This window comes from Nitrospina watsonii, assembly GCF_946900835.1.
GTDB lineage: Bacteria > Nitrospinota > Nitrospinia > Nitrospinales > Nitrospinaceae > Nitrospina > Nitrospina watsonii.
In genome coordinates this window covers 1,254,621-1,276,471 of the sequence record NZ_OX336137.1, presented here as the reverse complement: position 1 = coordinate 1,276,471, position 21,851 = coordinate 1,254,621, and the positions used below count along the sequence as shown (strand labels likewise).

The following is a 21,851-nucleotide window of genomic DNA, read 5'->3' as shown; positions in this document are numbered from 1 at the left end:
GTCGATACTTTATATTCAGTCTTTCAGCGCTTCCGCCCCGTTGACCACTTCGATCAGTTCCTTGGTGATGTACGCCTGTCGAGTCCGGTTGTAGAACAGGGTCAACTGACCGATCATTTCCTTGGCGTTGCGCGACGCGTTGTCCATCGCGGTCATGCGGGCGCCGTGTTCGCTGGCACTGGATTCCAGAAAGGCGCGGTACACCTGCAAAGTCATGTACCGTTTCAGAATGTCTTCCAGAATGCTTTCCTCGTCCGGTTCATAAATATAATCCACCGGGAACTGATCTTCCGTCTCTTCGGGCGCCACCGGCAACAACTGCTCGCTGATGACCTCCTGCCGGAGGACGGATTTGAATTCGTTGTACACCAGAAAAATGCGGTCCACTTCCTTATCGATGAACAACTGGCCCAGTTTTTCGCCGATCTCCACCGCCTTGGCGTAATTGAACTCCTTGGTCCAGCCTGGATAATTTTCCTGAATCTTGTAGGAGCGGCGCCTGAAGTGATCCCCGCCCTTTTTGCCCGCAAGAAACAGGGAAATGGAACTGCCCTGATGTTCTTCGATGACCTTGGCCGCCATCTTGACGATGTTGGCGTTGAACGCGCCGCACAGGCCGCGGTCCGCCGTGATGACCACCAGCAGCACCTTGTCGCCTTCGCGGTCGTTCAACAGCGGGTGCAGATCGTGATTGCAGCGGGCGGCCAGGTGGTTCAACACATCCCGCATCTTGGTGGCATACGGCCGGGCCGTCAGGATGGCTTCCTGGGCGCGGCGCAACTTGGAGGCCGACACCAGCTTCATGGCCTTGGTGGTCTGCTGGGTGTTCTTGACACTCCGTATCCGGCTTTTAACGTCCCGTAAGTTTGGCATGATTTATTTAAACAATTCCTTGAACTCTTTGACCGCCGCAGTCAACTGCTCCTCGGTTTCATCGGTGAGCTTTTTGTCCTTGGCGATGGTTTCCATGAGGTCTTTTTTCTTTTCTTCCATGAAGTTGATGAAGCTTTCCTCGAAGCGCTGGACGTCGCGCACCTTGATATCGTCGAGATGCCCGCGTACACCGGTGAACAGCGAGGCCACCTGCTGCACCACGTTCAACGGCCGGTACTGCGGCTGCTTCAGCAACTCAACGAGACGTTCCCCGCGGGCCAACTGCGCCTGCGTGGCGGCGTCGAGGTCACTGCCGAACTGGGAGAAGGCCGCCATTTCGCGGTACTGCGCGAGGTCCAGCCGCAACTGACCGGCCACCTGCTTCATGGCTTTGATCTGGGCGGAACCGCCGACGCGGGATACCGACAGGCCGACGTTGATGGCCGGGCGCACACCGGAATAGAACAGGTCCGTTTCCAGGTAGATCTGACCGTCGGTGATGGAAATGACGTTGGTCGGGATGTAGGCCGAGACGTCGCCCGCCTGCGTTTCAATGATCGGCAACGCCGTCATCGAACCCGCTCCGAGGTCGTCGTTCAATTTCGCCGCACGCTCCAAGAGACGCGAATGCAGGAAGAAGACGTCGCCGGGATACGCTTCGCGTCCCGGAGGCCGGCGCAGCAGCAGGCTCAACTGGCGGTAGGCCGCGGCCTGCTTCGACAGATCATCATAAATGATGAGCGCATGCTGGCCGTTGTCGCGGAAATATTCGCCCATGGCGCAGCCTGCGTACGGCGCGATGAACTGCATCGGCGCCGGGTCGCTGGCGCTGGCGGAGACGACCATCGAGTACTCCATGGCGCCATGCTCTTCCAGCGTTTTGACGACGCGCGCCACCGTGGACCGTTTCTGGCCGACGGCGACGTAAATGCAGAATACGTTCTGGCCCTTCTGATTGAGGATGGCGTCGATGGCCACAGCGGTCTTGCCGGTCTGACGATCGCCAATGATCAGCTCGCGCTGACCGCGGCCGATCGGGATCATGCCGTCGATCGCCTTGATACCGGTCTGCATGGGTTCGTGAACGGATTTGCGCTCGATGACGCCCGGCGCGATGCGCTCGATGGGACCGCGCTGCTTGGCGTTGATCGGACCTTTGCCATCGATCGGTTCGCCCAGGGCATTGACCACGCGCCCAACCAGTTCCGGTCCGACGGGCACGTCCATGATGCGGCCGGTGCGCTTGACTTCGTCGCCTTCCTTGATCAGGTTGTCGAAGCCCATGAGCACGGCGCCGACGTTGTCCTCTTCCAGGTTCAGGACCATGCCGGTGACATCATGGGGAAAGTCCACCAGTTCGCCGGCCATGGCGTTTTCGAGGCCATAAATGCGGGCGATGCCGTCGCCGACGGAGATGACGCGGCCGGTTTCCTTCAATTCGACTTCGGACTCGAACCCTTCGATCTGCTTTTGAATCAGGGTGCTGATTTCATCCGCTCTAAGACTCACTTAAGACCTCCTCCTTCTCAATCGACCGTCGCAGCAGCGCCAGGCGGTTCTTGATAGTGGCATCGGCGACCCAGCTCCCAATACTGACGCGGACTCCGCCGAGCAACGACTCGTCCACCTGGCTCTCGATCACCGCACTTTTTCCCAAAGCCTGATCCAGGGACGATTTCAGTTTGTTCAATTGTTCCTCGGACACGGGGTAAGCAGACACGATTTTCACCCGCACCTGGTTGAGCCGATCGGCCACCGTTTTATCGAAATATTCCCGAACGTTTTTCAGATAGGTCATCTTGTTGCGCTGCACCAGCATTTCAGCCAGCTTGCGCACCTCTTTCCCCGCCGGAATGGCGTCGCACAGCGACATCACGAACTCGAGCTTCTTTTTATCTGAAACCGACGGGTGCAGAAAAAACTTGGGAAGCTTGGGATCGGACTCGATGGCGTCGTCCAGATCGCATACATGGTCCAACGCCTCCTGGAGCCTGGTGTCGTCCTGGATGGAACTGGAAAGCGCTTCCGAAAATCGTTTGCCTATCTGGTTTTCTATCATCGTGGTATCAATTCATTCCAGCGATCTGGAACCCGGTCAGGTTCTGTTATTTGCCGAGGTTTTTAACCACCTCTTCAATGGACTCGTCCACCAGCCTCTTTTTGTCGTCGTCCTGCATGGTCCGGCGCAGAATTTTCTCGGTCGAGGCGATGGTCAGGACCGAAACGTATTGCCGGATTTCCCCCATCAGCTTGTCACGCGCCACCCGGATTTCATGCTCGGCTTCCTTTTGCATCTGCCGGACCTTGGCCTGGGTCTCGTTGAGGGTTTTTTCCTGCATTTTACGGGACTCATCTTGCGCCAGTTGGACGATGGTGGAGGCCTTGTCGTGCGCGGTCTGGAGTTGAGCGTCAAACTCCTGCTTGATCTTCTCCGCTTCCGCGCGCATCGCTTCTGCGCTCTTGATATCTCCGGAAATCTTCTTCTGCCGCTCCTCCAGCATTTGCAGGATGGGCGGGAACGCGTACTTCTTCAACAACCAAAGAAGCAGGACGAACGAAATGATCGACCAGAATATCAACGAAGAAAATACCGATACCTGCTCTAGTTGTGGCATTGTCCGGGTGACCTGGGGTAAAGGTTGTACATAAGGGTTGCCATGCAGAAAGCGCCCCCTGGGGGCGTCTCTCTAAAGTGCGCTCACGCTTTGCCCATGAGAATGAAGGCAAGGACCAACGCGTACAACGCGACGGCTTCTACCAGCGCAAACCCGATCCAGCAGTACTTGGCCACACGGCCTTCGGCATTCGGCTGGCGGCCGACGGTCTCGATGGTTGTTGAAAAAATATTGGCGATACCGATCGCCGCACCGAAAAACCCGGCGGCACACAGGCCCATTCCCAAATAAGCTGCAGCTGCTGCTTCCATTCTGGAGCTCCTCTCTTGGTGATTTAATGCAAATTAATAACGTCCCCGATGTACATGCACGTCAGGACCGTAAAGATATATGCCTGGATAAATGCTATGGCTACTTCCAATACGTTGATGACCACAGTGAAGCCGAAAGGCATCCAGCTGACCCAGGCCGGGGCCGTGAGGGTCAACGCGAACAACACCGCAAGCACCGTATGGCCCGCCGTCATGTTGGCGAACAGCCGCACCGACAGGGAAATCGGCCGTGCCAGCATGCTGATGACTTCGATCGGAATCATGAACGGGATCATGAGTTTGGGCACGCCAGGAGGCACCAGTATGCTCAGGAAGCGTCCGCCGTGCGTGACGAAACCGATGACCAGCGTCATTAAAAAGATGGTGATGGCGAAGGCGCCGGTCACGGCCAACTGGCTCGTCATGGTGTAAGAGCCGGGCACGAGGCCGATCAGGTTGCAGGCCAGAATGAAGAAAAACAGGGTGGCAATGAAGGAAAAGTATTTCTTGCCGTCCTTGCCGATGAACTCGGTCACCATGTTCTGAATGAATTCCAGCGACATCTCGGCGACGCTCTGCATCTTGCCGGGAACCAGCCGCAGGCCGCCCTTGATCACCAGCATGAACAGGCCGAACACGAGGGCAATGCCGATCCACATGACGATGATCGCCTTGTTGATGGAAAGGTCCAGCCCCAGAAAGTGGATGCCGATGATGGGGTGCAGCTCGAAGTGGTGTAGCGGGTTTTCCATTTATTATTTCTGAATATCGTGGTTGGGATCCGGAGGGTCGTCGTCCGAATCCGGGTGATCGTCGTTATCGTTTTTCGGGGCGTCCTCTCCCCAGTCCTGTTCCATGGCCATGCCCGCCCGGTACACGTTCAGGCACCCCGCCGCCCCGCCAAACAACACGCCGAGTGCGAGAAACCAGGGATCGGTGCCCAAATAATAGTCCAGCGCATAACCCATCAGCGCCCCGATGAGGGTCGCCACGGTCATTTCGGTGCCCAGTCTGAATGCGTAACTCAGGCCCTGGCGTAGGGGACTCCCGGATTTCATTTTTTTTGTCGTGGGGGTGACAAGGCCAGAAAGGCTAAAAACGCCTAATCATACAACACCGACCCTGTTTTCCAAAAGAAATTCTCGGGATTCTCAAAAAGGTCCCGGGAATTTGACAAAAATCTGAAATGTTCGCGCGTTGACCGCTCGAATTGCAGGGAGATAAGGAAGGATGGCAACCGCCAAAACCGCCCCTCACCTGAATGACTTACCCTATCACTAGGGGCCGGTCCAGCTCTTTGAACATCAAGACCGTTTGGGCCGCAAAAAAATAACGCCGAACTTCCAATCTGTCAATTGAAAAATCCCGCGTCATCCTGCCAGCGCGTCCCGGGCACGGCTTGAGGAAACCATTTGGATTCTGCTTGTTCGAAACCCCTCGGAACCCTCGCAGGAAATCCGCCGGTTGGAACTAATAGGGCATTTCCCCGTACTTCTTTTCGTAATCCGACAGAGGCAGCATATCGATGGCATCCCAGGGACACCCTTCCAGGAACGTGTCCATGGGCCCCTTGGAAACGCATTTCTTGCACCCGATGCACAACAGTTCATCCACCAGCACCACGTTGAACGCCGGGGCGTAGGGATTCTGCACTTCGTACATGCAGTTTTCCACCGGACATTCGGTGATGCAGATCGGCGAGCCGCTGCAACCGGTGCACGCTTCGTTGATAACTGCTAACTCTTTCGGCTTGCGTTTTCTCTGTGCGGAACGTTTTGCTCTTTCGGCTACGGCCATGTCAATTCTTCCATACGATTGGTATCATGTTTCAGCCACATTGTAGCAAACAGGTGGATTTTATAGCAAAATCCAAATTGGGATTCAATATCAATCCAACATTTTCCCAAACCGCCGCCCTCTTCCACGCCCTGCCTCCGGCTTTTTCATTTACAGGGGCGGGTCCATATACTATGATATTCACTGGATTTAAGGCCTCCTCTTATATATGAGGAGACCCTCCGTGCACCGTTCACCCCGGTGCCGGCGTGACACACTGCGCACAGTCCCTCGTTTACGAGCTAAACATTTGAATATATGTATTTTATCAGGTCCACATGCCCTTCGAGACGATACTTGGCCAAGGCCAGGCTAAACATATTATCAGTCGTGCCATCGAAAACGGCACGGTAGCGCACGCCTACCTGTACTACGGCCCCGAAAGCGTAGGCAAAAAGCGAATGGCGATGGAATTCGCCAAAGCTCTGAATTGCGCCCAGCCCGGCACCGACGGTGCTTGCGGTGTGTGCCCGTCCTGCCTCAAAATCGATCAGGGCCAGCACCCGGACGTGTTCCTGCTGGAACCGACCAAGGCCAGTTCCACCGCCCGCGACGCCGCCATCAAGATCGAAGAAATCCGCGAATTGCAAAAGAAACTCGGCTACACGCCCTATGAAGGCCGCTACAAGGTTGCGGTGATCGACGGTGCCGAGAAAATGAATCCGCAGGCCTGCAACGCCTTCCTCAAAACGCTGGAAGAACCCCCCGGCTCAACGCTCCTGATCCTGGTCACGTCGAATCCCTACCAGATGCTGCCGACGCTGATCTCGCGCTGCCAGGGGGTGATGTTCCATCCGCTGCCGCCGGAAGCGTTGCGTTCCATCCTCGAAACCCACCCGGACAGCGAAGGCATGCTGGACGAGGAAATCGAATTACGGGTGCTGCGTTCGCAGGGCCAGGTGGCGCGTGCCCTGGCGGAAGATGTGGCCGAGATCGCCCGCTACCGGGAGGAACTGCTGGCATTGATCGGCCAGTTGAGTTTTCGCCGCATGGACGTGCTGTTTCAATGGTCGCGCGAGGTGGCCCGTGGCGGCGACACGCAAAAGATATTGGAAGAACTGCTGGGCCTGCTGCGTGACCTCGCCGTGCTGCAGGCGGGTTGCGGCGCCGAGGCCTTGAACAATCGCGATCTTGCGTCCCGGCTGGCTCCGCTCACACAGGGCAAATCGCGCGCTGCGGTGTTGCACATGATGGATGCGGTGTTCCGCACCCGTCACATTTTGAATATGAATGCCAACGTTCAGCTCTCTCTGGAGAACATGCTTCTTCAGTTCTGTGAAGCGGCGTGAAGGACACTCCATGCAAAACGAACCAGTGAATTCAGACTCCGCCGCAACGTCCCCGGATGCGGAATCGACGCGCCCGAAATTTGTCATCGGTATCCGCATGCGCGGCCGTGACAAGACGCAGTTGTGCGACCCGAACACGCTGAAGCTCCGCGTCGGCATGGACGTGATGGTCGATACCGAGGACGGTCCGCAGATCGGAGTCGTCGCATCCAACAAAATCATCAACATCCGCAAGGACGCCTGCCACCCGCTCAAAGTGCTGCGCCTCGCCAACGACGAAGACCGTCACCATGAGGAAGAAAAGCGGCAGCGCGAAAGCAAGTCCACGGTGCTCTGCCAGGAGTTGATCGAAAGCCTGAAGCTGCCGATGAACCTGAGCCGCGTCGTGTTTTTCGAGGAACTCAACAAGTCGGTGTTCTACTTCACCGCCGAGGGCCGCATCGATTTCCGTCAGCTGGTCAAGGAACTGGCCTCGCGCCTGCGCCATCGAATCGAGATGCGGCAGGTCGGGGTGCGCGACGAGGCCAAGTCGATCAACGGCCATGGCGTGTGCGGCGAGGAGTTGTGCTGTTCGCGCTTTTTGCCGGAATTCACCCCGGTGACCATCCGCATGGCCAAGGACCAGGGCCTCGCGCTCAACCCCAGCAAGATTTCCGGCGTGTGCGGCCGCCTCATGTGCTGCCTGCAATACGAACACAACATCTACAAGGACCTCATCAAGGAAATGCCCAAACTGGGCAAAACCATTTCCACTCCGGATGGCAAGGGCCGTGTGATCCAGAACGACATCCTGAAGCATAAGGTGACCGTTCGCCTTGAGGACGATTACATCATGTACTATGATCTGGAAGAGCTTCGTGACTACCTGACGCCGCAGCCCCACGCGCCCACGCAGCCAGCCAGCTAACCCACAACCCCGAACGCCACCGACATGAATCGAAAGTTCTACATCACCACACCCATTTATTACGTCAACGACGTGCCCCACATCGGCCACGCCTACACCACCATCGCCGCCGACGTCGCCGCCCGCTACCGCAGGCTCGATGGCGACGACGTGTTTTTTCTGACCGGCACCGACGAGCACGGGCAGAAAGTCCAGCAGGCGGCGGAGCAAGCCGGACGCAGCGCCCAGGCGTACGTCGATGCCCTGCACAAACCGTTCAAGGACCTGTGGGCGCGCTTCAACATTTCCAATACCGATTTCATCCGCACCACGGAGGAACGCCACACCCGGGTGGTCCGCGAAATCCTCCAGGCGCTCCACGAGAAAGGCGAAATCTACCGCGACAGTTACGAAGGCTGGTACTGCATGCCCGACGAACGTTTCTGGACGGAGAAGGACCTCGTCGAGGGCAACTGCCCGGAGTGTGGGCGCAAGGTGGAAAAGATCAAAGAGTACAATTATTTTTTCAAGATGAGCCAGTATCAGGAGTGGCTGATCGATCACATCCAGAAAAACGAATCGTTCATCCTGCCCGCGTCGCGGAAGAACGAAATCCTGGGCTTCCTGAAAAAACCACTGGAAGACCTCTGCATCTCGCGGCCCAAGGAACGCCTCGCCTGGGGCATCCCCCTGCCCTTCGATGAGGATTACGTCACCTACGTCTGGTTCGACGCGCTCATCAACTACATCTCGATCCACGGCAGCCACGACGAGATTTTAAAATGCGATTACTGGCCGGCGGCGCATCACCTCATCGGCAAGGACATTTTGACCACGCACGCGGTGTACTGGTCCACCATGCTGAAGGCCATCGGCATCTCGCCGCCTCTCAATATTTTCGCGCACGGCTGGTGGACGGTGGAAGGCAAGAAGATGTCGAAGTCGCTGCGCAACGTGGTCGAGCCGAACCTGTTGATCGACCAGTTCGGCGTGGACGTCATCCGCTATTTCCTGATGCGCGAGGTGCCGTTCGGGCTCGACGGCGATTTCTCGCACAAGGCGTTGATCGGTCGCGTCAACAGCGACCTCGCCAACAACCTGGGCAATCTGCTCAACCGCACGCTCAACATGCTGGGCAAATACTTTGAAGGCCGCGTGCCGGAAATAGATGTCGAAGGCGACGAGGACGCAGGCCTCAAGGGCAAGTCCAAGGAAGTGGTCGAACAGGTCAACGAGTTGTACGACGAGTTGGCCTACAACCGCATCCTGATGAAAATCTGGGAACTGCTCGACGCGTCCAATCAATACATCAACAGCACCGCGCCGTGGAACCTGGCCAAATCCGACGACGGCAAAAAACGCCTCGCCACCGTGCTCTACAACGCCGCCGAGGCCTGCCGTGTCATCGCCATTCTCATCCACCCGTTCATGCCGGATACGTCGAAGAAGATGATGCAGCAACTCGGCGTCGAAACCCCGATCGAGGATCAGGGTCTGCCTTCCATCCGCACCTGGGGCTGGCTGTCCGCCAGTGCGCAGTCGAAACAGGGCGAGCAGATTTTCCCGCGCATCGAGGACAAGGCCGCTGAAAAAATCCTGGCCACTGTGGAAGTGAAGGCCTCCGGCGACGACGGCGCCGCCGCGGTAGAGGAAGACAACCTCATCCAGATCGACGATTTCATGAGGCTCGATCTGCGCGTCGCCCTCATCCTCGAAGCGGAGAAGGTGAAGAAATCAAAAAAACTCATCAAGCTGAAGGTCGATCTCGGCCACGAACAGCGGCAGGTGGTGGCGGGCATCGCCGAAAGTTACGAACCGGAGCAGCTGGTCGGGCGCAAGGTGATCCTCGTCGCCAACCTCAAACCGGCGAAACTGATGGGCATTGAATCGCAGGGCATGATCCTGGCGGGCAGCGATCAGGGCAAGGTCGTCCTCGCCGGATTCGACGAAGAATTGGAACTGGGAGCGCGCGTGAAATGATCATCGACACCCACGCACACATTGACATGGCCGATTTCGACGCCGACCGCGACGCCATCATCCAGCGCGCCCGCGACCACGGCGTCAAATACATCGTCAACATCGGCTGCGACATCCCGAGCAGTCACCGTTCGGTGGCGCTGACGGAAGAGCACGACTTCATTTACGCCGCCGTCGGCATCCATCCGCACGACGTCAAGGACATCGACGACAACACCTATCTCGAGCTGCGCGAACTCTTGCAACACCCACGCGTGATCGCCGTCGGCGAGACCGGCCTCGACTACTTTAAAAACTATTCGCCGCACGACCTGCAACGCGCGCATTTCCGCAAGCACATCGAACTGGCGCGCGAGCACAAAAAACCGCTGGTCATCCACAGCCGCGACGCCAAGGAAGACACCCTCGCCATCCTGTCCGAGTACTATCCGCAAGACCCGAACGGACGCGCCGGCATTTTCCACTGCTTCACCGGCGACCAGGAAATGGCGGAAGCGGCGCTGGCTATGGGCTTTTACATTTCCTTTTCCGGCGTGGTGACTTTCAAAAATGCGGAGGACCTGCGCGCCGTCGCCAAAACCATTCCAGCGGATCGTCTGTTCGTCGAAACCGATTGCCCCTACATGGCGCCGGTACCCATGCGCGGCAAACGCAACGAACCGGCGTTCGTCAACCACACGGCGGAGTTTCTGGCCGAATTGCGCGGCACCAGCGTGCAGGACCTGCACCGCACGGTGGAGCTCAGCTTTTTCGATTTGTACGGCATCGGCAACACCGCGCAGTCCGGCACCATTTCGTACCAGATAAGGAACTCGCTCTATCTGAACCTGACGCAACGCTGCACCGCCAATTGCGTGTTCTGCACGCGTATCTCGAAACCCATCGTGCAGGGTTACAACCTGGCGCTGGACCGCGAACCCACCGCCGACGAGGTGTGGGCGTCGATCGACGACCCGGCGAAGTACGACGAGGTCGTGTTCTGCGGCTACGGCGAACCGACGCTGCGTCTCGACGTCATCAAAAACGTGGCGCAAAAAATCAAGGCCGCGGGCGGACGCGTGCGGCTCAATACCAACGGCCACGGCAACGTCATCAACAAACGCAATATTCTGCCGGAGCTCGCAGGCCTCGTCGATTCCGTATCGATCAGCCTCAACGCCGACAACTCCGACGCCTACGATGAAGTCAGCCAGCCATTGCCGAATTACCGCGGTCGCATCTACGACGAGATTCTGAAATTCATTGAAGATGCCAAAGTTCACATCCCGGAGGTGCAGGCCACCATCGTGACCCACCAGCAGGACGTGGACGAAGACAAATGCGCGGAGATCGCCGAGCAGCAGTTCGGCGTCACGTACCGGCCGCGCCGTTACAACATCGTGGGGTGACTATCATGCGGCAATGGATTCTGCTGGGCGGCATTCTGGGCGGGTTGAGCGTCATGCTGGGCGCGTTCGGAGCGCATTCCCTCAAGGCGGTGCTGACCGAAAAAAGCCTGGCCACGTTTCACACCGCGACGCAGTACCAGTTCTTTCACAGCCTGGCGCTGGTGCTGGTGGGCCTGCTCGCGCATCAACTGGGTGAGGGCCACAACTCGAAGGTCATCAAGGCCGGCTGGTTTTTCCTCGCGGGCATCGTTTTGTTTTCGGGCAGCCTCTACTGGCTGGCGCTGGGCGGCCCCAGGGTGCTGGGTCCGGTGACGCCGCTGGGCGGCCTGTCGTTCATGACCGGCTGGTTCCTGCTCGCCTTCTCCATCCCCAAAAAGTAGCGCACCCCTCAACGACGCACGCCCCCTGCCCGCTTTCACGCAGACAGACACCCACACAAACTATTATTGTTACGGAATGAGAGTTTCTGTTCGCAGAGGATGCGAACGGCGCGTCAGCGGTTGTTGTTGTCGTCGTCGTCGGGAAGGATGATGTCCTGGTTCATCATTTCGATTTCCTTGAAGATGCTCTGGAAGGAATCGAAAAACTTTTCGAAATCGACGCGATTCTGACTGATGGTGCTTTTCAGCATGTCGAGGCGGATGACGAACAGTCTCAGAAACTGGTCCTTGAACTTGCCGATGAGGTCCGGCCCCAGCTGGTCCATGTGATCCTTGTTGAAACGCAACACCGTGGCAGCGCTTTTGGCAAGAACGCTGGTCACGCGCGGCACCGCCTTGACGAACGGCACATCACCGAACAGCGCGCCGGCATGCAGCTCGGTGATTTCGTGCCTCAGGTCTTCGCCGGCGGAGATGATCACCACCCCCTCCAACACGAAATACATGGTAGGGTCCGTGGTGCCCTTGCGGATGATGCACTCCCCGGCCGCCAGGTTCTGCACGGTTCCCGGCACCTGTGCCAGCTTCTGTTTGTCTTCTTCAGAGAAATCGTCGAAAAATGAAATGCGATTCAAATGATCGACCACGTCTTCGGTTTTCATCGCTTGCGCCATCCTGTTAAAGAAAGAGGCCCCGAGTCGCGGGACCCTTGAAAAGTATAATCCAGATTTCCCGCAGTTGAAACCGTTTTGCTTGAAAAAACCGAAAGATACGTTCCCATCCCCTTTTCCTCTGCGGGCGTCCCCACCTTTTCCCGTTCTCCATTCGGGCTCAATTAAAATAAATTAATATTCCATTAATTCAAACTTAATTCACCGTCCTTATCCTAAGTGCAGAGACTTGGAACCCATTCCAGGCAAAAATTAGACAAACCACTCTTCTCCCGATGGAGACACACCATGATGAAACCGAATTGGAAAATTCTCACTGTGGCGGCGTTGCTGTTTGTCGGCATCCCCATGCTTTCTATTGTGGGAAGCGGTCGGAGTCTGCAAGCGGGCAACGCGTATGCCCTCAGCACCGATATCAACCCGGTCGGGACCAACCGCATCACCGAAGTGGTGAAGTGGAACGACCAGGCCGTGGTTGGCGTTCACTCCACCATGAAGGTGGCTCAGATGCGCGGCTCCAGCCCACACAAGCCCTTTGGGCAAACTCCTTTTGGTCCAGGCGCACCGATGCCGCAACCGGCTCCACAGGGGTCCGGTTCCGGATTCATCATTGACGCCGAGGGCCACGTCCTCACCAACAACCACGTGGTGGACGGAGCGGACAAGGTTCAGGTGCAGTTGCACGACGGTAAGGAGTATGAAGCCGAGCTCATCGGCCAGGACGCGGTCACTGACATCGCCCTGCTGAAAATCGTGCGCAAGGATGGCCACACCTCTCCGCTGCCGCACATGAAGCTGGGTGACTCCGCAACGCTGGATGTCGGTGAATGGGTGGTCGCCATCGGCAACCCGTTCGGCCTGCAACACACCGTCACCACCGGCATCGTCAGCGCCAAGGGGCGCAACCTGGGTGCGGGACCGTATGACGCCTTCATCCAGACCGACGCTTCCATCAACCCCGGCAACAGCGGCGGTCCGTTGCTCAATATGAACGGCGACGTGGTCGGCATCAACACCATGATCCTGTCCGGCAACGGCGGCAACGTCGGCATCGGCTTCGCCATTCCCATCAACATGGCGAAGTCGATCGTCAGCGATCTGATGAAGGACGGCAAGGTCACGCGTGGCTGGCTGGGCGTCACCATTCAAAAGATGACGCTGGAGCTGGCCTCGTCATTCGGCCTCAACGAACCTCAGGGCGTGCTGGTCAACGGCGTGCTGCCGAAAGGTCCGGCGGAACGCGGCGGCCTGCTGCGTGGGGACGTCATCGTCCAATACAACGGGCAGGAGCTGGCGGACTTCGCCGACCTGCCGAAGCTGGTGGCCAAAACCCGGCCCGGCGAGACCGTGACGCTGAACATCCTGCGCAACGGCAAGCCCGCGACGGTGCAGATCACCATCGAGAAGATGCAGGAAAGACAGGCTTGATGGCGAAAGGTTCCTCCTCCCCTTTCGCTCCCTGGGCAGAAGGCCCGGACTCCCCCAGTCCGGGCCTTTTGTCTTTTTCAATTCCATGAGCGCGATCAGGGTTTCGCGTAAACGGGAACGAGGAAGCGGCTGTCGTAATCGACTCCGGGCGTTTCGGCCTTGATCTCGATTTCCCAGAACCGTCCCGGCCGCCCGCTCAACTCCGTGGTCATCTCCTTATTGTCCGGCAGGTCCCATTCCATCAAGAACCCGCCGCTGCGGGAAGCGCCGGAGTTCATCGTCCGTTCTTCACCGTAGATCTGGTAACACACCACTTCGCGCGTGCGCCTCCGTCCGGAGTACCGCGTCTCATACACTTCCTCAATGTAACGCAGGTTCAGCGTGACCGAATCGAACGCGGCGGGCATGCCTTCCAGCGCCAGCTTCATCTTCTCCCCCAGGTGAAACGGAAACCCCAGAAAGCGCAGGCGGCTGTTGCCGTATTTGAGGAACTGCATGTATTTGCGGATGCCGTCGCCGATGATCAGGACGACGATGAAATCGAAAAAGATCACCACGAACTTCACCCACGTCGGCACGCTCTTTTCTTCGCTGAACCAGACCATGTAATGAAACGGCGCAAGGAAGGCGATGAAGGTGAGCGCCGCCGCAAAATGCTTCATCACTTCTTTCAGTTTGTTTTCGGAGACGCCGAGCGGGTCCCAGACGTAATCCCACAGCCAGGGCTGGTGCAACGAACGGCGGCGGCCCTCCTCCACCTTCTTTTTCAAGCCGAGCCCGATGACGCCGTGCACCATCATGTAAGCCCCGGCCAGGAAGAACAATCCGGCGATCAAACCGATCATCCACATCGGTGCGTGCACGCTTTTCGGATCCACGCCGATGACGCCCTGCGACACCAAAAACAACATCACGCCAACCCCGGCGAACGGCAGGCCGAAGAGGATGGACGGCCAGCCGTGAAGGGTGGTGCCGCTCACCGAATTGCGGCTTTTGCCCAGCCGCACGCGTTCCCAATTGACGGTCGATTCCCCCTGCATCGCGCCCCCTCATGGTTGTTGATGCCTTCCATCCAATATAAAGGCTGGACGCGGGGTGTCAAATGACACATGTGGGCACTGGGGAAAAGCTCACATCAAGGAGATGACGTAAAGGGACGCCTCCCTATAAGGAAAGAGGCCGGGAGCTTTAAACTTTGCGGCGGCGGTGGCGCCAGCGGCGCAGCAGGAGGGTTGTCAGAGTGAGAAAGAGAAACAGGAAGACCACCAGTTGCGGCCAGAACGGCTCCTGCCCCCAGTCCGGCCCGAAGTACACACTGCCGGTGATGTCGCTGGAATAATGTTTCAGCATTTCTCCGTATTCGACCAGAAGGTGCACCGGGTACTCGCCACCGGGACGCCCCACCACCTTCTGCACCGGCACTTCAAACTGTTTTTCCTGTCCGCCGTGGATGGTGAAGCCGCGCATTCCCTGAAAACTGCGCGCCGTCAATTCCGGCGGCAACAGCAGCATCAATCGCACGTTCTTGAAGGACGTGGAATTGTTGCGGATGGCGATGCGCAGGGTCGAGGTGTCCGTATTCTCCCGGTGCCGGGCCTCGATGTCACCGTCGATGACCGCCCGGAGGGGTTCTTCATAATGGAACGAACTGGTGTGCAACTGTGTGCGGGTGGCGTCGCTGTCGGCGTCGTTCTTATAATTGACCATGGCGACGAGGGGGTAACTGCCGACCCGCACCACCGGCGGATGCTGGTCGTTGACCAGGGTCACCGACTGCCCCGGCTTCAGTTCGTGGATCATCGGCATGTGCGACATGGTGTGATGAAAATGAAACATCGGGTGCACGTGGTGCAGCGATCGGGAGCCGGTGTTCTCCAAGTGAAGGGTGATGCGCACGCGTCCGTCTTTTCCCACCACAGGTGTGGTGTGGATATCAAGCGGCGCTGCCGATGCCAGCGCGGCGGACGCTAGCACCGCCTGCAGGCCTGCCAGCAACAGCGTTACGGCAAACATCCGCACGCTTCTTGAAAACGCCGTCCCTCCGGCAGTCTGTGTCTGCGAGTCCGACATGCCCCGATTTTATCACATCGCCGGTTCCGATGGGCGGGCTATCTGGAAACCGCCGCCACAGATCACCAGAGGATGTAGGGCGGCAGGCAGAAAAGGTGCTATCATGAGGCCAACCACAAGACCAACTCAAGGGGGAGATTCGAACCATGAACGGATTCATCGTCGGTCTTATCATCATCCTCATCATCCTGTTCAGCGCCTTCAAGGTGCTCCGTGAATACGAACGCGGCGTCATTTTCCTGCTCGGCAAGTTTTACAAGGTGAAAGGTCCCGGCCTGATCCTCGTCATTCCGGTTCTGCAACAGATGGTCAAAGTCAGCCTCCGCACCGTGGTCATGGACGTGCCGCCGCAGGACATCATCACCCGCGACAACGTCACCGTGCGCGTCAATGCGGTCGTCTATTTCCGGGTGCTCGATCCGCAGCGCGCGGTCATCGACGTCGAAGACTACCTCTACGCCACGCAGCAGTTGTCGCAGACCACCCTGCGCAGCGTGCTGGGCAAAAGCCAGCTGGACGACCTGCTGGCCCACCGCGAAAAGATCAACGATCACCTGCAGAAGGTGATCGACCAGCAGACCGAACCCTGGGGCGTGAAGGTCGCCAACGTCGAGTTGAAAAACGTCGATCTGCCTACCGAGATGCAGCGGGCGCTGGCCAAGCAGGCCGAAGCCGAGCGCGAGCGGCGCGCCAAGGTGATCCACGCCGAGGGCGAGTTCGAAGCCAGCCAGCGCATCAGCGACGCGGCGGACATCATCCACGCGCATCCCCCGGCGTTGCAGTTGCGCTTCCTGCAAACCATGGTGGATCTGTCGGTGGACAAAACCAGCACCGTGTTTTTCCCGTTCCCACTGGAGATGCTGCAATCGCTGGCCGGATCCCCGAAGCCGGACAAGAACAATCCGGGAACGGCCTGAAAATCAACCCCCTAACCGGGGTCGGAGAAAGCCGGATGGTCCCACTCCGTATTTTTCGTTAGAGTTCTTTTGCGCGGGAAAAACAGCCGCCGATGTAATAAAATAGAGACAGAATGTAATTTTTTGGACTGTTACCTGAATGGACCCGGCGCACCTCATAAATGAGTTCCTCGACCGCGTTCGCCGCTACCGGACTCGGGTCACGTTCCTTCAGGGAACCTACCTGATTCTGTTCCTGCTCGTCACCGGAGCCCTGGCGGCCAACCTGCTGGCCTATTTTCTGGACGATCCCGGCCCCTGGCTGTTCCCCTTCCTGGTTGTCTGGTCGGTGCCGGTGCTGTACCTCCTGGTGCGCACCTTCGTTGTCGAGTGGTTCCTGCGCCCGAAGCGCGAGCAGACCGCCCTGCTGGTGGAAAACAAGGTCCAGAGCCTCAACAACCACCTCATCAATTCCGTCCAGTTGCAACCGCATCTCGAAGACGGCACACGCACGGGCGCCTCCCGCGATATGATCGTCGAGCTTCTGGCCCGCACCGAGCGCGCCATCCAAGACATCGATCCCAAATCCATCGTCTCCACCGAACGCCTGCAACGCACGCGTTACGCATTGGTCGGCGCGTTGGCAGCGTTGCTGGTGATGGCGCTCAGCCTGCCGGAGTTCTGGACGCGCGGCTACGACAACTGGATCACGCCGCCGGTCGAAGCCAATACCGCCCAACGCACCGCCGGCCCGATCGATGCCACCGGTACGGAAGGTCCCAAATTCAGCTACGCCATCGAGTCGCTGTCGCTGGTGTTCAACTACCCGGCCTACACGCAGATGAAACGTGTGTCGTTGAAACATTCCGAGGGCAAGATTCACGTGCTGCCCGGCACCGAGGTCGAGATCACGGCGCGCACCAACCATCCGGTTGCCGGCGCGTCGCTGGTGTTGAACAATCGCGACAACCTGTCGATGGACACTCTGGGCGACAACACAATTCAAGGCCGCTTCATCGTCAAGGAAAGCGGCTTCTACCAATTCCGCATCAAGTCGCCGGATGGCCACAAGGTGCTGTTGCCGACGAAATACCCGATCGAACTGGGACAGGACAAAGCGCCGACCATCCGCATCTTCCTCAGCAACCCAAAGCCGGTGTACATGGTCACCGACCAGATCCAGTTTTATTATGAAGCACACGACGACTTCGGCCTCGGTCGCGTCAACCTGATCATCGACATGGACGGCCAGATCACGCGCCGCACGCTCAAACGCTTCAAGAGTAACGAGACGGAAGCCAAGGACGGGTACACCTGGGAGCTGGCCACCATGGCTCTGGAGCCGGGCAACCGCATTCAGTATTACCTGGAGGTTGAGGACAACGACAATGTCTATGGTCCCAATACCGGACAGTCGGAGATGTTCTCGTTTGAAATTTTCGACGAACGCAAAAAACGCTGGGACCTGCTCGCCCTGCAGGACCAACTGGTTGAGAAAATGGTGACGCTGCTGGCCAAGACGCTGGTGTCCCATACGGAGCCTTTGGCGGACACGCCGGAGGATCTGACCCGCTACAAGAAAACCCTCGCCTGGACCACCGACCGCCTGATCGAGATCATCAACCTGGCGCAGGCCATCCAGACGCAGGCGCAGGACGTGAACTCGTTCCCGAAGCCGTACCTGACGTTGATGAGCAACATCATCAGCGGCCTCAATGCAATCCGCGAAGACCAGATTCAGGCCATGAATCAACTCAATGACGCCCTGTTCAAAACCACGCCGATCGCGTTCAACGCCGCGCCCGGCGGCCCGGTGATGGAACGCCTCATCACTCATCTGGAACGCGACGTCCTGTTCCTGGTCAAGCTGCTCAACCGCGAACGCATGAACCAGGTCATGGATCTGGACCGCGAGTTGTCCAACCTGACCGAGAACCTGCGCGAGGAGTTTGAAAAGATCAAGAACAAAAACTCGCCCAATGAAACCGCCGAATTCAAAAAAGCGATGGAAAAAATCCGCGAAACCCTTCATCAGATCATGGAGCAGCTGTCGAAACAGATGCAGGGGCTCCCGGACGAATTCCTCAACAAGCAGGCGCTCGAAAATATGAACATGGAAAACCTCAACGCCTCGATGGAAAAACTCAAGGACCTGGTCGAACAGGGCAAATTCGAGGAAGCCATGGCGGAGATGGAAAAACTGATGGACGACCTGCGCGCGTTCTCGGAGAACCTGGAAAACCTGAGTGAAAACCAGGAAAACATGGTCGATCTTGAAATCATGCGGCAGATCGATGAGTCGCTGCAAAAAATCGATGAACTCACCGAGCAGCAAAAAGGTCTGCTCGACAAAACCATGAGCATCAACAAATCCCTGCGCGCCCAGCAGTTGGGCCTGTTCGAGGATCGGCTCAATGAATTTTTCGCCAGCCTGAAGAAAGATGTCAACGCCATTCAGTCCATCCTGCGCGCGGACGAACGACTGCTCGAAACGCATCCCGACATGCAGACACTGGTGGAGTTGATGGATAAGGAAGATGCCATCAGCCGCGAGATCCGCGACCTCAGTGAGAAAACCCTGGGGTTGCTGGGCAAGGAAGAGGAACACCGGCAGAGTTTTGTGGAACTCAAGCAGAAACGGTCCGAACTGTCCGACGTCATGGATCGCATCCATTCCCTGCACATGAAGATGTTCCACGGCTTCAAAAATTACCTGCCCGAGTTGAATTCCAAGTACGACAAGCTGGAGGAGTTCACCGAGCTTCAGGATCTGTTTGAATTCAATTCCCTGTTCAAGCAGACCTACCCCGATATCCTGCGCTGGCAGAACCACTTCCGCATGTCGCGCGATATCGACAAGGCCCTGTTGAGCCGTATCGAAGATGATCTGTATGAGGTCTCACGGCTCAACAGCGAAATCTCGAAGAAGCTGGGCACCATGATGCAGTCCCTGCAACAGAACTACCAGAGCCTGCTCACCGATGAGGAAAAGAAACAGTTGCAGCAGATGGCGGGCGAGCAGCAGGGCCTGTCCCAGCAGACCGAACAGTTGTCCGAGTTGTTCAATGAGATGAACCGCAAGAACCCGATGATCAGCCCCCGCCTGTCCAACAAGATGACCGGCACCGGACGCTACATGAAACAGTCGCAAAGCCGCCTCACCGACCAGCGCGTGCAGGACAGCATCGAGTCGGAGAACAACGCGCTGCAGGGACTCAACGAAGTGCGCGACATGCTGCAACAATTGAAAAGCTCCGGGCAGGGACAGGGCAAGCCGAAGTCCTCGCTGCAACTGGGCAAAGGCAGCCAGCGCGATTCGAGCCAGAGCGGCGGCGCGCGCCGTCTGCGCCAGGAAAAAATCACCCTGCCCTCGGAGGATCAGTACCGGGTGCCGGGGCAGTTCCGCGAAGACATCATCGACGCCATGAAGAACAAGTACCCGGAAAAATACGAGCGCATGATCGGCCAGTATTATAAGGAACTGGTGAAATGAAAACGCACCTGCACCGCATCGCCGTTGCCATCGCCGTCATTCTGCTGGGCGGCGCGCTGTTTGCCGCTCCAGTGACCGCGGGGTTGCAGGAAGATATCACTAAAGGTTATTCGCTCATCGACCAGTGGCGCTTCGAGGAAGCCGAAGCCCACACGCAATCGTTGATGGACACGTACCCCGACTCCGGCGACGTGCTGTTTCTGCAGGCGCGGCTGGTGTTTTATCAAGGCGACTACGCCCGCGCGCTCGACCTTCTCGGAAAAGTCGCGGACTCCGCGCCGACCGTTAAAGAGTTCAAACACCACGTCCGCGAAACGCATCAGGCCACCCAGGGGATGGTCACCCGCGAATCGGAGCACTTCATCCTGCGCTACACCGACGGCCCGGATGCGGTGCTGGTGGACTACGCCCTCGACACGCTGGAAAAATCCTACGCCGTGCTGGGCGGCATCCTCGATCACCACCCGAAAGAGAAAGTGCGGGTGGAAATCTATCCCAGCCGCGAACCGTTTTCGCGTATCTCGCCGCTCACTTTGCAGGACATCATGACCTCCGGCACCGTCGCCCTGTGCAAGTACAACCGGCTGATGCTCATCTCGCCGGGCTCGCTGGTGCGCGGCTACAACTGGCTGGACACCATCAGCCACGAGTACGTGCACTTCCTGCTGAGCAGCAAGAGCCACAACAACGTGCCGCTGTGGCTGCATGAAGGCATCGCCAAATTCCTGGAGACGCGCTGGCGCGGTGAACCCCGCCACCTGACCCCCATCATGGAAACGGTGCTGGCCAACGGACTCGACAACGATTACCTGATCGATTTCGAAGCGATGATGCCGTCGCTCGCCAAACTCAAAACCGCCGAGGACGTGCAACTCGCCTACGCCGAGGTGGCGACGATGGTGCAGTACCTCGTGCACCTGAAAGGCCTCGAAGGACTGGAAGCGCTGGTGGCGGGCCTGAAAGACAACCGCCCCATCGGTGACGTGCTGCAGACACTGGTGGGCAAAACGCTCGACCGGTTTCAGGACGACTGGAAGGTTTATATCAAAACGCAGCAACTGAGACGCATCCCCGGCCTCAAGGTGCTCAAGTTCCAGTTCAAGGACAAACGCGACAACGGCCGCGCCGAGGATGAAGACGGCGAACGCGCCCTCATCGAAAGCCGCCGTGCCCGCGACCTCACCATGCTGGGCGACATTTTAAAGAGCCGCGACCACATCCAGGCCGCCATCATCGAGTACCGCAAAGCCATCTCGGAGTCGGACACGCTGTCGCCGGTGCTGTACAACAAGCTGGCCGACACCTACATGATCACGCGCAAGTACGATGAGTCCGAAACCCTGCTGCGGCAGAGCCTCGAATACTATCCGCAGTTCCCCAGCACGCTCACGAATCTCGGCGAGGTGGCGTTCCTGCGCAAGGATTACGAAGCGGCGCGCGAGTACTATCAGCGCGCGGAACGCATCAATCCGTTCAATCCGCAGGTCCATCAGCGGCTGATCCGCATCTACGCCGCACTGGGCGAAAACGCAAAGAAAGGACATCAGGAAACCCTGCTGGCTCTGATAAAATGAGGATGAGCCGGACATACATCTGGAAACGGAAGAATCATGAATCCCCCCTCATCCTGACCTTCTCCCGCCAGGGGAGAAGGAATCTTTTAAACCCCCTCTCTCCCTTGACGGGAGCACTCACAGAGTGACGGGCTGGGGTGGAGGGTGACTTCCTGCACCTT

20 protein-coding genes are annotated in these 21,851 nt (G+C 57.9%); 9 read left to right on the top strand and 11 right to left on the bottom strand.

The window, feature by feature from the left end:
• Positions 1-15 precede the first annotated feature (15 nt).
• The 8 genes from atpG to QML71_RS05810 form a co-directional block, all read right to left on the bottom strand.
• Complete coding sequence (gene atpG, locus QML71_RS05845) at positions 16-873, bottom strand: ATP synthase F1 subunit gamma (protein WP_282010975.1); 858 nt, start codon at positions 871-873, stop codon at positions 16-18.
• A 3-nt stretch (positions 874-876) separates the two neighbouring features.
• Positions 877-2,382 carry a F0F1 ATP synthase subunit alpha gene (atpA, locus tag QML71_RS05840; protein WP_282010974.1) on the bottom strand — a complete coding sequence of 502 codons (1,506 nt, stop codon included), beginning with the start codon at positions 2,380-2,382 and terminating at the stop codon, positions 877-879.
• Positions 2,372-2,932, bottom strand: a complete 561-nt coding sequence (atpH, locus tag QML71_RS05835) for an ATP synthase F1 subunit delta (RefSeq protein ID WP_282010973.1) — start codon at positions 2,930-2,932, stop codon at positions 2,372-2,374. The genes atpA and atpH overlap by 11 nt, the downstream gene beginning before the upstream one ends.
• 46 nt (positions 2,933-2,978) lie before the next feature.
• Positions 2,979-3,488, bottom strand: a complete 510-nt coding sequence (atpF, locus tag QML71_RS05830; protein WP_282010972.1) for a F0F1 ATP synthase subunit B — start codon at positions 3,486-3,488, stop codon at positions 2,979-2,981.
• A gap of 83 nt (positions 3,489-3,571) precedes the next feature.
• Positions 3,572-3,799: an ATP synthase F0 subunit C gene (atpE, locus tag QML71_RS05825; RefSeq protein WP_282010971.1), complete on the bottom strand. Its 228-nt coding sequence runs from the start codon at positions 3,797-3,799 to the stop codon at positions 3,572-3,574.
• Between the two features lie 23 nt (positions 3,800-3,822).
• A complete protein-coding gene (locus tag QML71_RS05820) occupies positions 3,823-4,551 on the bottom strand; it encodes a F0F1 ATP synthase subunit A (RefSeq protein ID WP_282010970.1) in 729 nt (242 codons plus the stop codon).
• Positions 4,552-4,554: 3 nt separating this feature from the next.
• Positions 4,555-4,857, bottom strand: a complete 303-nt coding sequence (locus tag QML71_RS05815; RefSeq protein WP_282010969.1) for an AtpZ/AtpI family protein — start codon at positions 4,855-4,857, stop codon at positions 4,555-4,557.
• 412 nt (positions 4,858-5,269) lie between these two features.
• On the bottom strand, positions 5,270-5,596 hold the full coding sequence (locus QML71_RS05810; RefSeq protein ID WP_282010968.1) for a 4Fe-4S ferredoxin: 327 nt from the start codon (positions 5,594-5,596) through the stop codon (positions 5,270-5,272).
• Positions 5,597-5,913: 317 nt separating this feature from the next.
• On the opposite strand from QML71_RS05810, the gene holB reads away from it, so the two are divergent.
• Genes holB through QML71_RS05785 form a run of 5 tightly spaced genes read left to right on the top strand, consistent with a single transcriptional unit; the run spans position 5,914 to position 11,558 of the window.
• A complete protein-coding gene (gene holB, locus QML71_RS05805) occupies positions 5,914-6,924 on the top strand; it encodes a DNA polymerase III subunit delta' (protein ID WP_282010967.1) in 1,011 nt (336 codons plus the stop codon).
• Positions 6,925-6,934: 10 nt separating this feature from the next.
• Positions 6,935-7,831: a PSP1 domain-containing protein gene (locus QML71_RS05800; RefSeq protein WP_282010966.1), complete on the top strand. Its 897-nt coding sequence runs from the start codon at positions 6,935-6,937 to the stop codon at positions 7,829-7,831.
• 24 nt (positions 7,832-7,855) lie between these two features.
• Positions 7,856-9,790 carry a methionine--tRNA ligase gene (gene metG, locus QML71_RS05795; RefSeq protein ID WP_282010965.1) on the top strand — a complete coding sequence of 645 codons (1,935 nt, stop codon included), beginning with the start codon at positions 7,856-7,858 and terminating at the stop codon, positions 9,788-9,790.
• The gene (locus tag QML71_RS05790; protein WP_282010964.1) at positions 9,787-11,178 is read left to right on the top strand and encodes a TatD family hydrolase; all 1,392 of its coding nucleotides are present in this window, start codon (positions 9,787-9,789) and stop codon (positions 11,176-11,178) included. The genes metG and QML71_RS05790 overlap by 4 nt, the downstream gene beginning before the upstream one ends.
• A 5-nt stretch (positions 11,179-11,183) precedes the next feature.
• Positions 11,184-11,558, top strand: a complete 375-nt coding sequence (locus QML71_RS05785) for a DUF423 domain-containing protein (RefSeq protein ID WP_282010963.1) — start codon at positions 11,184-11,186, stop codon at positions 11,556-11,558.
• Between the two features lie 113 nt (positions 11,559-11,671).
• Here the strand turns inward: QML71_RS05785 and QML71_RS05780 are convergent, their stop codons facing one another.
• The gene (locus QML71_RS05780) at positions 11,672-12,220 is read right to left on the bottom strand and encodes a Crp/Fnr family transcriptional regulator (protein WP_282010962.1); all 549 of its coding nucleotides are present in this window, start codon (positions 12,218-12,220) and stop codon (positions 11,672-11,674) included.
• A 297-nt stretch (positions 12,221-12,517) separates the two neighbouring features.
• Between QML71_RS05780 and QML71_RS05775 the strand changes: the two genes are divergently transcribed.
• Entirely contained in the window at positions 12,518-13,657 is a 1,140-nt protein-coding gene (locus tag QML71_RS05775) for a S1C family serine protease (protein WP_282010961.1), read from the top strand.
• Positions 13,658-13,752: 95 nt separating this feature from the next.
• On the opposite strand, the gene QML71_RS05770 is transcribed toward QML71_RS05775, so the two are convergent.
• Positions 13,753-14,697, bottom strand: coding sequence for a hypothetical protein (locus QML71_RS05770; protein ID WP_282010960.1), 945 nt, complete (start codon positions 14,695-14,697; stop codon positions 13,753-13,755).
• Positions 14,698-14,845: 148 nt separating this feature from the next.
• Positions 14,846-15,670, bottom strand: a complete 825-nt coding sequence (locus QML71_RS05765; protein WP_282010959.1) for a COG1361 family protein — start codon at positions 15,668-15,670, stop codon at positions 14,846-14,848.
• A 203-nt stretch (positions 15,671-15,873) separates the two neighbouring features.
• Here QML71_RS05765 and QML71_RS05760 point away from each other — a divergent pair, with 203 nt between their 5' ends.
• The 3 genes from QML71_RS05760 (at position 15,874) to QML71_RS05750 (ending at position 21,690) form a co-directional block, all read left to right on the top strand.
• On the top strand, positions 15,874-16,644 hold the full coding sequence (locus QML71_RS05760) for a slipin family protein (protein ID WP_282010958.1): 771 nt from the start codon (positions 15,874-15,876) through the stop codon (positions 16,642-16,644).
• A gap of 139 nt (positions 16,645-16,783) precedes the next feature.
• The gene (locus QML71_RS05755) at positions 16,784-20,116 is read left to right on the top strand and encodes a DUF4175 family protein (protein ID WP_282010957.1); all 3,333 of its coding nucleotides are present in this window, start codon (positions 16,784-16,786) and stop codon (positions 20,114-20,116) included.
• The gene (locus QML71_RS05750) at positions 20,113-21,690 is read left to right on the top strand and encodes a tetratricopeptide repeat protein (RefSeq protein WP_282010956.1); all 1,578 of its coding nucleotides are present in this window, start codon (positions 20,113-20,115) and stop codon (positions 21,688-21,690) included. Before QML71_RS05755 ends, QML71_RS05750 begins: the two co-directional genes overlap by 4 nt.
• Positions 21,691-21,851 lie beyond the last annotated feature (161 nt).